The 13,677-nt window shown below is 69.6% G+C and carries 13 protein-coding genes; 9 read left to right on the top strand and 4 right to left on the bottom strand.

Annotated features, from left to right (window positions below; all coding sequences use genetic code 11):
* Window positions 1–121 precede the first annotated feature (121 nt).
* The 3 genes from AB0M47_RS38560 (at window position 122) to AB0M47_RS38550 (ending at window position 2,417) form a co-directional block, all read left to right on the top strand.
* Complete coding sequence (locus tag AB0M47_RS38560) at window positions 122–664, top strand: potassium channel family protein (protein WP_363423037.1); 543 nt, start codon at window positions 122–124, stop codon at window positions 662–664.
* A 93-nt stretch (window positions 665–757) separates the two neighbouring features.
* On the top strand, window positions 758–1,315 hold the full coding sequence (locus AB0M47_RS38555) for a general stress protein (protein WP_363423035.1): 558 nt from the start codon (window positions 758–760) through the stop codon (window positions 1,313–1,315).
* A gap of 52 nt (window positions 1,316–1,367) precedes the next feature.
* Window positions 1,368–2,417, top strand: a complete 1,050-nt coding sequence (locus AB0M47_RS38550; RefSeq protein ID WP_363423033.1) for a LacI family DNA-binding transcriptional regulator — start codon at window positions 1,368–1,370, stop codon at window positions 2,415–2,417.
* 85 nt (window positions 2,418–2,502) lie between these two features.
* Here the strand turns inward: AB0M47_RS38550 and AB0M47_RS38545 are convergent, their stop codons facing one another.
* Window positions 2,503–4,599 (bottom strand): discoidin domain-containing protein, encoded by a 2,097-nt coding sequence (locus tag AB0M47_RS38545; protein WP_363423032.1) that lies wholly within the window; start codon window positions 4,597–4,599, stop codon window positions 2,503–2,505.
* Window positions 4,600–4,800: 201 nt separating this feature from the next.
* On the opposite strand from AB0M47_RS38545, the gene AB0M47_RS38540 reads away from it, so the two are divergent.
* Window positions 4,801–5,829 (top strand): glycosyltransferase family 4 protein, encoded by a 1,029-nt coding sequence (locus AB0M47_RS38540; protein ID WP_363423030.1) that lies wholly within the window; start codon window positions 4,801–4,803, stop codon window positions 5,827–5,829.
* A 141-nt stretch (window positions 5,830–5,970) separates the two neighbouring features.
* Window positions 5,971–6,192, top strand: a complete 222-nt coding sequence (locus AB0M47_RS38535) for a DUF397 domain-containing protein (RefSeq protein WP_253760844.1) — start codon at window positions 5,971–5,973, stop codon at window positions 6,190–6,192.
* A gap of 80 nt (window positions 6,193–6,272) precedes the next feature.
* On the opposite strand, the gene AB0M47_RS38530 is transcribed toward AB0M47_RS38535, so the two are convergent.
* A complete protein-coding gene (locus AB0M47_RS38530) occupies window positions 6,273–7,472 on the bottom strand; it encodes an FAD-dependent oxidoreductase (RefSeq protein WP_363423028.1) in 1,200 nt (399 codons plus the stop codon).
* An 89-nt stretch (window positions 7,473–7,561) separates the two neighbouring features.
* Between AB0M47_RS38530 and AB0M47_RS38525 the strand changes: the two genes are divergently transcribed.
* Complete coding sequence (locus AB0M47_RS38525) at window positions 7,562–8,212, top strand: TetR/AcrR family transcriptional regulator (protein WP_363423026.1); 651 nt, start codon at window positions 7,562–7,564, stop codon at window positions 8,210–8,212.
* Here the strand turns inward: AB0M47_RS38525 and AB0M47_RS38520 are convergent.
* Together AB0M47_RS38520 and AB0M47_RS38515 are read right to left on the bottom strand one after the other, a co-directional pair.
* Window positions 8,142–8,480: a hypothetical protein gene (locus AB0M47_RS38520; RefSeq protein ID WP_363423024.1), complete on the bottom strand. Its 339-nt coding sequence runs from the start codon at window positions 8,478–8,480 to the stop codon at window positions 8,142–8,144. The two genes, AB0M47_RS38525 and AB0M47_RS38520, sit on opposite strands and share 71 nt — an antisense overlap.
* Window positions 8,481–8,638: 158 nt before the next feature.
* Window positions 8,639–9,127: a hypothetical protein gene (locus AB0M47_RS38515; RefSeq protein ID WP_363423022.1), complete on the bottom strand. Its 489-nt coding sequence runs from the start codon at window positions 9,125–9,127 to the stop codon at window positions 8,639–8,641.
* 104 nt (window positions 9,128–9,231) lie between these two features.
* On the opposite strand from AB0M47_RS38515, the gene AB0M47_RS38510 reads away from it, so the two are divergent.
* The 3 genes from AB0M47_RS38510 to AB0M47_RS38500 form a co-directional block, all read left to right on the top strand.
* Window positions 9,232–10,386, top strand: a complete 1,155-nt coding sequence (locus AB0M47_RS38510; protein ID WP_363423020.1) for an amidohydrolase family protein — start codon at window positions 9,232–9,234, stop codon at window positions 10,384–10,386.
* Between the two features lie 62 nt (window positions 10,387–10,448).
* Window positions 10,449–11,684 carry an Ig-like domain-containing protein gene (locus tag AB0M47_RS38505; protein WP_363423018.1) on the top strand — a complete coding sequence of 412 codons (1,236 nt, stop codon included), beginning with the start codon at window positions 10,449–10,451 and terminating at the stop codon, window positions 11,682–11,684.
* Window positions 11,685–11,785: 101 nt separating this feature from the next.
* Window positions 11,786–13,677 (top strand): M28 family peptidase (locus AB0M47_RS38500; RefSeq protein ID WP_363423039.1); only part of this gene is annotated, 1,892 nt, incomplete at its 3' end.

Genomic DNA, 13,677 nt, shown 5'->3' with positions numbered 1-13,677 from the left:
GCGGTGGCGGCTGGGCCGCTGGGCGCTGTGGCGCTGGATCAGGGTTCCGTGTCGAATCTTGACCCAAGATTCGACACGGAACCCTGATCCAGCCCGGTCGGCGACGGTGCACAATTTGGGCATGTCGGCGGAAAAGGAGCAGAAGACGTCGCGGCGTCTCCGGAAGGCGACCGCGCGCGGCATCCTCGAACGCAGCGGCCTGACCTGTGTGGCGCTGCTGCTGTTCTACTTCGCCGTGCCGATCCGGCCCAGTACAGGGGACTGGCTGATCGTGGTCCAGGTCGCGCTCACCCTCCTCGCCCTGGGGACGATCCTGTTCGGCCTCAAGAACCAGTTGCTGCGCCAACTGGACCAGCCGGACGCCCCGCTCGGCGGGCTGATCGTCGGCATCCTGGGCGGGCTGCTGCTCTTCGCGCTGATCGACTACGCCGTCGCCGTGTACGCCCCCGGCCAGTTCGTCGATCTGAACACCCGGGTCGACGCGCTCTACTTCGCGACGGCGACCCTGCTGACGGTCGGGTTCGGGGACGTCTCCGCGCACGGGCAGTTCGCCCGCGTGCTGTTGTGCGTACAGATGTTCTTCAACGTAGCGGTGCTGGCGACCACCGCCTCCATGCTGTCCCGGCAGCTCGCCGACCGGGCGAAGTCCCGGCACAACCGCTGAGACCGGGTTGTTCGAATCGCGTCACCGAGATCCGCGTTTGCCCTGCGGGCGCATCGGGGGACAGGTGATGATCGAGGGGATGAAGGAGGACAGATGACCATGAGTTCCATCCCGACCGGTCCCGCGGGCAGTCCGGCGGTCGGACCGGCAGCTGATGCCATCACCGCCGCCGGACCCGGTGCCGGGCAGGCGACCGTCACCGTGGCGACCTACGGCGACTACGCCTCCGCCCAGCGGGCCGTCGACTATCTCTCGGACAACAAGTTCCCGGTCGAGCACACATCGATCGTCGGCACCAATCTGCGCCTGGTGGAGAACGTTCTGGGCCGGATGACCATCGGTCGAGCGGCGCTGGCCGGCGCGGCCAGCGGTGCGTGGTTCGGTCTGTTCATCGGCCTGCTCTTCGGCATCTTCGCCGTCGGCAACTGGTTCGGCGTCGTGATCGCCGGCCTGCTGATCGGTGCGGTCTGGGGCGCGATCTTCGGCGCCATCGCGCACGCGGCCACCCGTGGGCAGCGGGACTTCACCTCGCGGAGCGCGCTCACCGCCGGGGAGTACGCCATCGCCGTCACCGCCGACCACGCCGAGCAGGCCCGGCAGCTGCTCGTACGCCTCAACTGGCAGGCCAAGGAGGCGGGCACCGGACGCTGAGGAACCGGGTGGGGGAGAGCGCTCTCTGGTTGGGTTGCTATACATTGGCGCCATGGTCGCCCCCCGCCCGCCCGGTCCCCGTTCGCCCACGCTCGAGCAGGTCGCCGAGTACGCCGGGGTGAGCCGGTCGACGGTGTCCCGGGTGATCAACCAGGTGTCCACAGTCGACCCGGAACTCCGCGAGATCGTGGAGCGGGCGATCGAGGCGACCGGCTATATCCCGAACCACGCGGCCCGGTCGCTGGTCACCCGCCGGACCGACTCGGTCGCGCTGGTGGTCTCCGAACCGGCCGGCCGGGAATTCGCCGAGCCGTTCCTGAGCCGGATCTTCACCGATCCGTACCTCGGCCGGATCACCGCCGGGGCGCTGGAGGTGCTGCGCCCCGAGGGCATCCACCTGGTGATCATGCCCGCCGACGCCCCCGCTCATCAGCAGGTCCTGCGGTATCTGCGGCAGGGACATGTGGACGGCGTGCTGATCATCTCCAGCCACGTCGCCGACCCGCTTCCGCAGCAGTTGTGCGACCTGCATGTGCCGGCGGTGCTGTCGGCTCGGCCGGGCCGGCCGCTGCCGATGAGCTATGTCGACGTCGAGCAGCAGACCGGCGCCCGCTTGGCGGCGGAACGGTTCATCGCCTCGGGCCGCAAGCATCCGGCGACGGTCTGCGGCCCGCTCGACACGACCGCTGGGCAGGACCGGCTGGCCGGGTTCCGCTCAGCCCTCGCCGTCCACGGGTACGCCTGGGTGCCGGCCGAGCCCGGCGACTTCACCAGGGCCGGCGGTGAGCGCGCGGCGCGGACGCTGCTGACGGCGTACCCGGAGACCGACGCGCTGTTCGTCGCCAACGATCTGATGGCCGAGGGTGCGATGCAGGCGCTCCGCGACCTCGGCCGACGCGTGCCCGAGGACGTCGCCGTGGTGGGGTTCGACGACAGCGTCTCGGCGCTGGCCTGCCGTCCGCAGCTGACCACGATCCGGCAGCCGCTGGAGGAGATGGCCGCCGAGATGGCCCGGCTCCTGCTGGCCCGCATCCGTGAGCCCGAGGGCCGGCCGCGCTCGGTGATCTTCCATCCGGAGATCGTCGAGCGCGGCTCGGCCTAGGGTCGGGCTCCCCCGTTGATCATGGAGTTTCCAGTCCCGACACACCGTCGAGACCTCGGTTAAGTCCATGATCAACGGGGAGGGGTTATTGGTAGACGCGGACGTAGTCGACCAGCATCTGCGCCGGGAACGGCGTGGTGGCGTCCGGCGAGCCGGGCCAGTCGCCGCCGACCGCCAGGTTGAGGATCACGTAGAACGGGTGGTCGTAGACCCATGGCCCCCGGGTCGACTCGACGGTCGCCTTGCTGGCGTAGAAGACCTCGGTGCTGTCCACGAAGAACCGGATGCCCTTGCTGTCCCACTCGGCCGCGTACACGTGATAGTCCGCGGACAGGTCGGTCGTCCAGATCTTCTCGAACCCGTAGCCGCCGCCCCCGTTGTACGCGGGCGCGTGCAGCGTGGTGTAGCTGCGGGTGGTGTCCTTGCCGAGGATCTCCATGATGTCGATCTCGCCGTTGTAGGGCCACGGCCGCCCGGTGAGGAAGTCGGCGCCCATCATCCAGAACGCGGGCCAGAACCCGTTGCCCTTCGGCACCTTGACCCGGGCCTCGACGCGGCCGTACTGGAAGGTGAACTTGCCGCCGGTGTTCATCCGGTGCGAGGTGTAGTCGCGTCCGCCGACCGTTTCCCGGCGTGCCTCCATCACCAGCGACCCGGCGCCGTTCATCGAGGCGTTGGCGTTGTTGGTGTAGTACTGCAACTCGTTGTTCTGGCCGGTGCCGGTGTCGATCGTCCACTTCGCTGTGTCCGGCTTCGTGCCCGCGGCGCCGTTGAACTCGTCGCTGAACACCAGCCGGGTCGCGGGGAAGGTCGGATCGGCCGGTCGCGCCGGGGGCGTCGTGGGGTTGCCGCCGGTGCCGTAGACCTGGAACTCCCAGATCGAGTAGCCGTACGCGCCGACCCGGGCAGTGCCGTACATCCGCACGTAGCGGCCGGTGCCGTTGACCGTCAGGGTCTCCTTGAACCCGTGCCCGGTCGTGGTGCTGTAGATCGTGCTCCAGGTCGCGGCGTCGGGCGACACCTGGATCTGGTACGCCGTCGCGTACGCCGGGTCCCATTGCAGGATCACCTGGTGGATCGTGGCGGTGGCGCCGAGGTCGACGTAGATCCAGCCGGGATCGACCCAGCCGGTGGTGGAACTGGTCGCCCACCGGGACGCGGGATCGAGGTCGAACGCCCGCGCCGGGGTGCACTCGTAACAGTTCGCGTCGCTCTGCGAGGTCGACGCGACGGCCGGCTTGTTGTAGGACAGCAGGACGTCGCCGCCGGTCGGGGGCGGGCTGCTGGTCGGCGGCGTGCCACCGCCGGTGCGGACGGCGATCTCCCAGAGGGAGTAGCCCCACTGCGTCGCCCGGGCGGTGCCGTAGACGCGCAGGTAGCGACCGGACCCGGAGACGGTCAGCGTCTGCGTTCCGCCGGTCGACGTCGTGGTGCTGTAGACGGAGGTCCACGTCGCGGCGTCAGTGGATACCTGCACCTGGTACGCGGTCGCGTACGCCGTCTCCCAGGTGAGCGTCACCTGGCAGACCGAGACGGTCGAGCCGAGGTCGATCTGAATCCACTGAGGATCGGCGGCCGCGCTGGACCACCGCGTACCGCCGTTGCCGTCGACCGCCGCGCTCGCCGGAGTGCCGGCGTTCTCGGTGGAGGAGGCGGTCGCTGGCTTGTTCAACGCCGCGTTCACGGCGGTGTCGCAACCGGTCGACCCGGTCGTGCCGTAGACCTGGAACTCCCAGAGCGAATAGCCGTACGCGGTCGCCCGCGCGGTGCCGTAGACCCGCACGTAGCGGCCCGATCCGGTGACGGCGAGGGTCTGCGTGCCGCCGGTGGAGGTCGACGTGCTGTAGACGGTGGTCCACGTGTTGCCGTCGGCGGACACCTGGATCTGGTACGCCGTCGCGTACGCCGGCTCCCAGCGCAGCACGACCTGGCTGACGGCGGCGGTGGAACCGAGGTCGACCCGCAGCCATTGCGGGTCGCTGAACGCGCTGGACCAGCGGGTGCCGAGGTCGCCGTCGACCGCGGCGCTCGCCGGGGTGCCGGCGTTCTCGGTGGACGAGGCGGTGACCGGCTTGCCTTGCGAGAGCAGCGGATCGGCGGCGTTGGCCGCGCCGGTCAGCGCGACGGCGAAACCGGCGGCGAGCGCGGCGAGGGCGCAGAGCGCCGTCGTGCGTAACTTCATGACGTCTCCTCTGTGGGCGGAAGAGGGTGCCTCTCCGGGGACGGGAGAGGCGAGGGAGCGCTCTCTCAGAGCATCGTCCAGGCGTCCACCTATGTCAATCTGATGTTCGTCGACCTGCTGTTTCGTTGACCGTCCGAATAGGAGCGAGGGAGCGCTCCCCGGTGACGTTTGGCGATCTTTCCCGCCGGGCAAATTCCGACCATGCCGTCACCCCTCCGGATCGCCATGGTCGCCCCGCCGTACTACGACATCCCGCCCAGCGGCTACGGCGGCATCGAGATCGTCGTCGCGGATCTGACCGACGCACTGGTCGCCCGGGGACACGAGGTGACCCTGATCGGCGCGGGATCCGACGGCACCGCCGGGAAGTTCCGGCGTACCTTCGCCGTGCCGCAGTCCGACCGGCTCGGCGAGCCGATGCCCGAGGTCATGCACGCGGCGATGGCCGCCCGGCTGCTCGGCGACCTCGACGTCGACATCGTCCACGACCACACCCTGGCCGGCCCGCTGACGGCGGCGGGCCGGCACGCGCCGACCGTCGCGACGATGCACGGCCCGCTGGAGGGCGAACCCGGCGAGTACTACCGCCAGTTCGGCAAGGACCTGGCGCTGGTGGGGATCTCGGAGTCGCAGCGGTCGTTGGCGCCCGACCTGAACTGGGCCGGCACCGTCTACAACGGACTTCAGGTGGCCGACTACCCCTTCCGGGAGACGAAGGAGGACTGGGTCCTGTTCCTCGGCCGGTTCGCCGAGGACAAGGGCGCCGACCTCGCGATCACGGCGGCCCGCGAGGCCGGGCGGCCGCTGGTGCTGGCCGGGAAGATGAACGAGCCCGCCGAGGAGGCGTACTTCGACGAGGTGGTGCGCCCGTTGCTCGGCAGCGGCGTGACCTACGTCGGCGAGGCGGACGCCACGCTCAAACGAGAGCTGTACGCCAAGGCGTCCTGTCTGCTCTTCCCGATCCGCTGGCCGGAACCGTTCGGGATGGTGATGATCGAGGCCATGGCCTGCGGCACTCCGGTCGTGGCGCTGGCCGAGGGCTCGGTCCCCGAGATCGTCGACCACGGGCGTACGGGGTTCGTGTGCGGCGACCCCGAGGAGTTGGCCGCCGCCCTCGACCGGGTGCCGGAGCTGTCCGCTCACGACTGCCGGGTTCACGTCGAGCAGCGGTTCGATGTGGCCACTATGGCCGCTGGATATGAAGAGGTCTATCGGTCGGTACTTTGTTGACTGAACACTCAGGCTATTCTCAGGCTGGCCCTGCCACGGTCGCCCGGAAGGCTTGTGATCGACGTTTCATGCCCCCGAAGCGGCCACGGCATGGTACGAAAAGGTGACCATCAACCTCGAGGTGCGTTCGGGGGTTAATCGATGAACGACCAGATCAGTACCGATCCCACGCTGGCGGGGGCGGTGTGGCGCAAGAGCGCCCGCAGCAGTCCCAGCGGCGACAACTGTGTCGAGATCGCCTTCGTCCCGGCCGGTGTGGCCGTCCGGGACTCGAAGAACCCCGGTGGCGGCGCCCTCCTGTTCACCGAACAGGAATGGGCGGCCTTCGTCGCGGGAACCAAGGCGGGCGAGTTCGACCTGTAGCACAGCACAGAAAAGCAACGGCGCAGAAAAGCAACGCGGAAAAGGGAGGGCACCGGCCGGCCCTCCCTTTTCCGTGCTCGCTAGTGCAGGTGCTCCGGCCGGACGCCGAGGCCGATCATCCGAGCCGGCAACGCCTGCAGCTTCGGCGCCCGGCGGAGCAGCCGGATCGGCCAAGGCGCGGTGATCCGGCCGGTCGCGTGCAGCAGCGGATCGACGATCCGGCGCTGAGCCAGCCGCTGGACGTTCTGGGTGACGACGGTCGGGCGGCGACGGCGGCGCTCCACCTGGGCCAGTTCCGCCCCGGTCGGCGTACGCCCGGCGTGCAGGATCGGGCCGAGCAGGCGCGCGGTGGCGACGGCGTCCTGCACTGCCAGGTTCACCCCGACGCCGCCGATCGGCGACATCGCGTGCGCCGCGTCGCCGATCAGCAAGGCTCCGGGCGCGTGCCACTGGTCGAGGCGGTTGACCGTCACCGTCAGCAGCTTCACCTCGTCCCAGGTGGACAGTTCAGCGACCCGGTCGGCGAGCGGCGGGGCGAGCCGGGCGACGTGCGCCCGCAACGAGTCCAGCCCCTCGGCCCGGATGGCGGCGTACCCGCCCTTGGCGATCACGAACGCGCACTGGAAGTACTCTCCGCGATCGATGCACAGCATCAATCCGCCGGCGCCGACGCGCATGTCCAGTCCCTCGGGGTCGGACGGCCGCCGCGAGATCCGGAACCACAGGACGTCCATGGGGGCGGCATAGGTCTGCGGCTTCAGGCCCAGCTCATCGCGTACAAGTGAATCTCGGCCGTCGCACGCGACCGTGAGCCGGGCGCGGATCTCGACCACGCCCTCGGACCCGTCCGCGACCACTCCCGTGACCGCGCCGTCGGGACCATGCCGCAGGCCGGTGACCTTGGTCGACCGCAGCAACCGGAAGTTCGGCAGCTGAGCGGCCTCGCGGGCGAGCAGCTCGAGGAAGTCCCACTGCGGCAGGAACATGAGGTAGGGGTGCGTGCCCGGCAGTCGCCCGAAGTCGGCGACCTGGTAGCTGCCGTCGTCGAAGCTGACGCGCAGGCCGCGGACCTTGCGACCGGGCAGCTCCTCGATCTGCTGGCCGAGGCCGATCTCGTCGAGCAGGGTGAGGGTCGATGAATGGACCGTGTCGCCGCGGAAGTCCCGCAGGAAGTCCGCGTGCTTCTCCAGCACCGTGACGTCGATGCCCTGGCGGGCGAGCAGCAGGCCGAGCACCAGCCCGGCGGGACCGCCGCCGACGACGCAGACCGTGGTCTCCATGAGTTCCTCCCCTAATAGCAACTCCCGTTGCATTTGAGTCTGTCACGAGCCGAGCATTAAAGCAACAGTCGGTGCGATAAGCTGATGTCATGACAGAGACAGTGCGGCGGCCGGGCGGGCGGAGCGCGCGAGTCCGCGGCGCGGTGCTGACCGCGACCAGAGACCTGCTCACCGACGGGTACGCGGAACTGACCGTCGACCGGATCGCCGCCGTCGCGGGAGTCAACAAGACCTCGATCTACCGGCGTTGGACCGACCTCGAAGGCGTCCTCGGCGATCTGCTGGCCGAGTACGCGACCGAGGCGGTGCCGATCCCGGACACCGGGGACCTCGACCGGGACCTCGTCGAACTGGCGCTGCTGATCCGGCAGGGGATGACCGGCGAACCCGGCGACCTCATCGCCGGGCTGGCCGCCGCCGCGCCGCGCAACGAACGGGCGGCTCAGGTCGTCCGGGGCTTCTTCCTCGAGCGCTTCGGACTAGCACAGTCCATCGTGGACCATGCGGTCGCCCGGGGTGAACTGCCGGCCGGGACCGACGCGCGGGCGGCGATCGAGACCGTCGGCGCGCCCTTCTTCCTGCGTCTGCTCGTCACCCGGCAGCCGATCGACGAAGCGTTCGCCCGGCGTACGGCGGCAGCCGGGGTGGCCGCGTTGCGGGCCGGAGTGTTCAGCCTTCCCGCCACACCTGCCAAGGCAGGCGCTCCCGCCACCCCGGCAGGTCGAACGCCCACGCCGTGACGACCAGGCGGACCTGATCGGCGTCCGGCGTACGCGCCTCGAAGTGCGCCTCCGGGCCACCCTCGCGGAACTCGACGCGGAAAGTCCCGTCATCCTCCCGGTACGCCTGAATGAAGTGCTGCCACGCGGACGGCCGATCGTGGCGCTCGACGACGAGGAACCGGCGATCGGCGCTCAACCCGTCGACGAGTGCGCCCAACTGCTCCTCCGACGGATCGTCCCAGGAATCGCCGTCCGCTTCGGTCACACGCAGTCGGGGCAGCAGCATGCCGGTGACTCTAGCCGCCCGGCCTTCGGCCCTCCGTGGGCGCGGCACCCGACCCCTTTCGGCGCTGGATCAGGGTTCCATGTCGAATCTTGGCTCAAGATTCGACCCGGATCCGTGATCCAGTGGAAGGCTGGGGGCCCGCCAGCGCGGGCGGGCGGTCAGCAGAGCAGGTTCGGCGGGTGAGGGCTGCCCGCGGTTCCCGGGGTCAGCTTGGCGATGAGCGTCCAGAGCTGGACCTGCGATCGTGCGGCGTCGGCGGCCAGGTCGTCGGTCGTCCGCAGCAGCGCCAGATGACGGCAGGCGTGGGCGGCCACGGCGTCCTCGTCGATGCTCGGCGGGCTGGGCACGAGCGGCCCGATGCCCGAGCGCATGCCGTCGACGGAGACGTCCGTCGCGGCCAGCTCGGGGCGCGGATCGGGGAGGGCGGCGTACGTGAGGATCAGGGCGTCCGGCGTATGCCGCCACGAGGTCGAGTGCAGCAGCCCGCCGGGAGTGCAGAGCTTCAGGCCGGACAGGCCGAGCGCGACGTCGTCGGGGAACGCGCCGCTCCGTAGTCCGGCGCGCACCATGCGGTAGCGCAGCCGCCCGTCCCGCTGGGAGAGCAGGACGACTTCCACGGTGGTCGGGATGCCTGAGCCCGGGATCATCAAGCTACTGTGCCCGTTGTTGCCACCGATGTGCAATAAGACGCGCGTGCGATCTCGCTCAGCGGTCTGGCCAACCGGTGGGGTCCGGCCGGTACCGTGTGTCCATGCTGGCACTGCGAGCCGCCCGCCTGTTCGACGGAGAGCACGCCGCTCTGCTGGAACAGCCGGTCGTACTGGTGGAACAGGGACGTGTCGTGGCGGCGGCCAGCGGGCTCGAACCGCCGGTGGACGCGGAAGTGGTCGATCTCGGTGACGTGACGCTGCTGCCCGGTCTGGTCGACGGGCACATTCATCTGACGTTCGACGCCGGTGCCGATCCCGTCGGCCGGTTCGATCGCGTCGACGACGCCGACCTGCTGGCCGGCGCGCGTGTGGCCGCCGAGCGTGCGTTGCAGGCCGGTGTGACGACGGTACGCGATCTCGGTGATCGCAACTATGTGACGCTGGGCCTTCGCGACGATCCCACGTTGCCCCGCATCCTCAGCGCTGGTCCGCCGATCACGTCGATGAAGGGGCACTGCTGGTTCCTGGGCGGCGAGGCGCTCGGCGTCGACGGCGTACGCCGGGCGGTCCGCGAGCGCGCCGAACGGGGTGTCGACGTCGTCAAGGTGATGGCGACGGGCGGCGAACTGACCGCCGGTACGCAGCCGCACCTGGCCCAGTTCGGGCTGGCCGCCATGCGCGCCGCGGTCGAGGAGGCGCACCGAGCCGGGCTGCCGATCACCGCGCACGCCCATGGTGCGCCGGGCATCTTCAACGCCGCGTCGGCCGGGTTCGACTCCGTGGAGCACTGCTCGTTCACCACCGAGACCGGTGCGTCCGCCGACGCCGGGGTCATCCAGGCCCTGCTCGCCAACGGCGTCACCGTCTCGGCCACGCTCGGGCATCTGCCCGGATTCACCCTGCCGCCCCGGATCGCGGCATTGATCCCGCAACTGTCGGGAGTGTTCCACCAGATCCGGGAGGCCGGCGTACCGGTGGTGTGCAGCAGCGACGCGGGCATCGGCCCGGCCAAGCCGCACGACTGCCTCCCGTACGGCGCCGGCGAGATGGTGAACCTGCTCGGCTACACCCCGGTCGAGGCGTTGCGGTCGATGACCTCCCGAGCCGCGGACCTGTGCCGCGTCGGCGACCGCGTCGGGCGTATCCAGCCTGGTCACGACGCGGATCTGCTGGCCGTCGCGGGGAACCCGCTGGCCGACGTCGCCGCGCTGCACGACGTCGTCGGCGTATGGCGCCTCGGCACCCGCGTCCGCTGACGCCCCCGTGTGCGCGAGTACGCGGAAGGGCAAGCGGGCGCATTTCGGGGTATAGATGAGTCATGAGCTGGACACGACGCCGCACGCTGAGCGCATTGGGCCTGGTGGGCGCGGGTGCGAGCCTGACCGGTCTCGCGGCCTGCACGGACGAGAAGAAGACGCCGGGAGCGCAGGACAGCAACGGCGGGAAGGCCGAGGGCAAGGCACGGGTCACCATCACGAGCCCGGCGGCGGATGCCAAGGACGTTCCCGCGTCGGCCGAGATCGTGTTCTCCGCCACTGAGGCCAAGGAGACCACGGTCGAGCTGAAGAGCAAGGGCGGCAAGGCGGTCGACGGTGCCCCCCATCCGGACGGCAAGGGCTGGCTGCCCGCCGCGACGCTGGAGTACGGCGAGACCTACACGGCCACGGTGACCGCCACCGACGCCGACGGCAAGCCCACCACCGCGAACAGCACGTTCACCGTGATGGCCAAGCCGTCGAAGCAGGTCCGGTTCGTCAGTTTCCTCGCCGACGGCGCGGTGGTCGGCGTGGGGATGCCGCTGATCATCCAGCTCAGCCGGGCGATCCCGAAGGACCAGCGGGCCGATGTCCAGCGGCGGCTGTTGGTGTCGGCCGAACCGGCGCAGGACGGCATCTGGACCTGGTACACCGACACCGAGCTGCATTGGCGGCCCAAGGAGTTCTGGCAGGCGGGCACCAAGGTACGCGTCGACCTGCGAGTGGGCGGTCTGCCGTGCGGCGACGGCTACTTCGGGCGTACGGATCTGTCGCTGGACTGTTCGATCGGCCCGGCGCTGGTGATGACGGTGGACGACAAGGCGTCGCCGAAGGTGATGACGGTGACGAAGGACGGGGCGGTGCTGAAGAAGATCCCGGTCAGCCTCGGTCGCCCGGGCATGCCGTCGTCCAGCGGCACGATGGTCGTCATCGAGAAGTTCGCCAAGACGGTGTTCGACACGCGTACGGATCCGAATCCCGCCAACCGCTATCGCGTCGACATCGACTGGGCGCAGCGGCTGACCTGGGGTGGCGAGTTCATCCACTCGGCGCCGTGGTCGGTGTCGGATCAAGGCAAGCGCAACGTGTCACACGGCTGCATCAACATGTCGGCGGCGAACGCGAAGTGGCTGTTCCAGCAGACCCGCATCGGTGATCCCGTCGTCGTCAAGGGCACCTCCCGCCAGCTCAAATACGGCAACGGCTGGACGGATTTCACCAAGTCCTGGGACGAATACGTCGAGGGCAGCGCCATTCCGTACGAAAGCTCAGCGAGTCCCGAGCCGACTCCGAGCTAGGTATTCACATACATCTCCGTCAACCGTATCCTCGGGCGAGCCGGTGATCCCCGGTTCACCTACCTGTCACGAGGAGTACGGCGTTGACACACAAACCGATCATGCGCGCCTGCCTCACCCTGGCTGCCGCGCTCACCCTCGTCGCCCCGGCCATCCCCGCGGTGGCGACCGCCCCAGTGTCGGCCACCCAGTCGATCGCGGTAGCAGCAGCCGCGCCCGACATCTCGCTGGCCAACACCAAGGCTCACCTTCAGCAGCTTCAGACGATCGCCACCAACAACGGCGGCACCCGGCGGTCCACCACGGCCGGGTACACCGCGTCGGTGAACTACGTCTACGACAAGCTCGTCGCGGCCGGGTTCTCCGTCGTGAAGCAGACCTGCGCGTCCGGCTGCACCAGCGGCGCCGGGCCGAACATCATCGCGGACTGGCCGGGCGGCGGCGGTGACGTCAACACCGTCTACATGCTCGGCGCGCACCTGGACAGCGTCACCGCCGGGCCGGGCATCAACGACAACGGCTCCGGTTCCTCGACGATCCTGGAGATCGCGCTCACCCTCGCCGCGCAGAACCCGGCGATGCTCAATCACGCCCGGTTCGGCTGGTGGACCGACGAGGAGCAGGGCCTCAACGGCTCGGAGTACTACGTCTCCACGCTCAGCACCACCGAACGCGCGAAGATCAAGGGCTACTTCAACTTCGACATGGTCGCGTCGACCAACGGCGGATACTTCATCAACCGCATCACCAGCGCGATCGGCCAGACCGTCAAGGCCTACTACGACTCGATCGGCGTACAGACCGAGGAGAACACCGAGGGCGCCGGCCGGTCGGACGACGCGTCGTTCAACAGCGCGGGCATCCAGACCAGCGGGGTCGCCGCCGGCGCCAGCGCGATCAAGACCTCGGCCCAGGCCACCAAGTGGGGCGGCACCGCCGGCGCGTCCTACGACCCGTGCTACCACAGGGCCTGCGACACCTACCCGAGCAACATCAGCGACACGGTCCTCGACCGGGCGGGCGACGCCGCGGCCTACGCGCTGTGGAACTACGCCGTGGGCACGCCCGCGAGCAACGACTTCTCCCTCACGGCCTCGCCCACGTCGGGCTCGGTCAGCCCCGGCGGCTCGCTCACCACGACCGTCAGCACCGCGCTCACCAACGGCTCCGCGCAGTCCATCTCGCTCACTTCCACTGGTACGCCCAGCGGTGTGACCGTGTCCTTCAGCCCGTCGACGGTGACCACCGGCGGCTCCTCGACCGCCACGATCACGGCGTCGGCGTCGGCCGCCCCCGGCACCTACACGATCACCCTGACCGGCACCGGGACGTCGGCGACCCACAGCGCGACCTACACGCTGACGGTCAACGGCGCACCCGGTTGCATCCAATCCAACGCGACCGACGTGACGGTCCCGGACAACACCACGGTGGAGTCCCTGATCACGATCTCGGGTTGCACCGGCAACGCGGGTGCCGGGTCCACCGTCGAGGTGCACATCGTGCACACCTACATCGGTGACCTCGTCGTGTCCCTCGTCGCCCCGGACGGCTCCGTCTACACGCTGTCCAACCGGGCCGGCGGCTCGACCGACAACATCGACACCACCTACACCGTGAACCTGTCCAGCGAGGTCGCCAACGGAACCTGGCGACTGCGCGTCCAGGACGCGGCGAGTGGCGACACCGGCTACATCAACAGCTGGACGCTCAACCTGGGCGGGTCGGCGCCGCCGGCGTGCACCGGCACCAACGGCACCGACGTGACCGTTCCCGACAACACCACGGTGAACAGCGCGATCACCATCGCCGGCTGCACCGGCAACGCCGGCTCGACCTCCACCGTCGAGGTGCACATCGTGCACACCTACGTCGGTGACCTCGTGGTCTCGCTGGTGGCGCCGGACGGCTCGGTCTACGCGCTGCGTAACCGGACGGGTGGTTCGGCCGACAACATCGACCAGACCTTCACCGTCAACCTGTCCACCGAGGT

This window comes from Hamadaea sp. NPDC051192, assembly GCF_040682475.1.
Classification (GTDB): domain Bacteria; phylum Actinomycetota; class Actinomycetes; order Mycobacteriales; family Micromonosporaceae; genus Hamadaea; species Hamadaea flava.
This window is presented reverse-complemented; position numbering and strand designations above follow the sequence as displayed.

Excerpts from the sequence above, each read along its gene's own strand:
- AB0M47_RS38560 (WP_363423037.1), top strand. The coding sequence starts at position 122 with ATGTCGGCGGAAAAGGAGCAGAAGACGTCGCGGCGTCTCCGGAAGGCG.
- AB0M47_RS38555 (WP_363423035.1), top strand. The coding sequence starts at position 758 with ATGACCATGAGTTCCATCCCGACCGGTCCCGCGGGCAGTCCGGCGGTC.
- AB0M47_RS38550 (WP_363423033.1), top strand. The coding sequence starts at position 1,368 with ATGGTCGCCCCCCGCCCGCCCGGTCCCCGTTCGCCCACGCTCGAGCAG.
- AB0M47_RS38545 (WP_363423032.1), bottom strand. The coding sequence starts at position 4,599 with ATGAAGTTACGCACGACGGCGCTCTGCGCCCTCGCCGCGCTCGCCGCC.
- AB0M47_RS38540 (WP_363423030.1), top strand. The coding sequence starts at position 4,801 with ATGCCGTCACCCCTCCGGATCGCCATGGTCGCCCCGCCGTACTACGAC.
- AB0M47_RS38535 (WP_253760844.1), top strand. The coding sequence starts at position 5,971 with ATGAACGACCAGATCAGTACCGATCCCACGCTGGCGGGGGCGGTGTGG.
- AB0M47_RS38530 (WP_363423028.1), bottom strand. The coding sequence starts at position 7,472 with ATGGAGACCACGGTCTGCGTCGTCGGCGGCGGTCCCGCCGGGCTGGTG.
- AB0M47_RS38525 (WP_363423026.1), top strand. The coding sequence starts at position 7,562 with ATGACAGAGACAGTGCGGCGGCCGGGCGGGCGGAGCGCGCGAGTCCGC.
- AB0M47_RS38520 (WP_363423024.1), bottom strand. The coding sequence starts at position 8,480 with ATGCTGCTGCCCCGACTGCGTGTGACCGAAGCGGACGGCGATTCCTGG.
- AB0M47_RS38515 (WP_363423022.1), bottom strand. The coding sequence starts at position 9,127 with ATGATCCCGGGCTCAGGCATCCCGACCACCGTGGAAGTCGTCCTGCTC.
- AB0M47_RS38510 (WP_363423020.1), top strand. The coding sequence starts at position 9,232 with ATGCTGGCACTGCGAGCCGCCCGCCTGTTCGACGGAGAGCACGCCGCT.
- AB0M47_RS38505 (WP_363423018.1), top strand. The coding sequence starts at position 10,449 with ATGAGCTGGACACGACGCCGCACGCTGAGCGCATTGGGCCTGGTGGGC.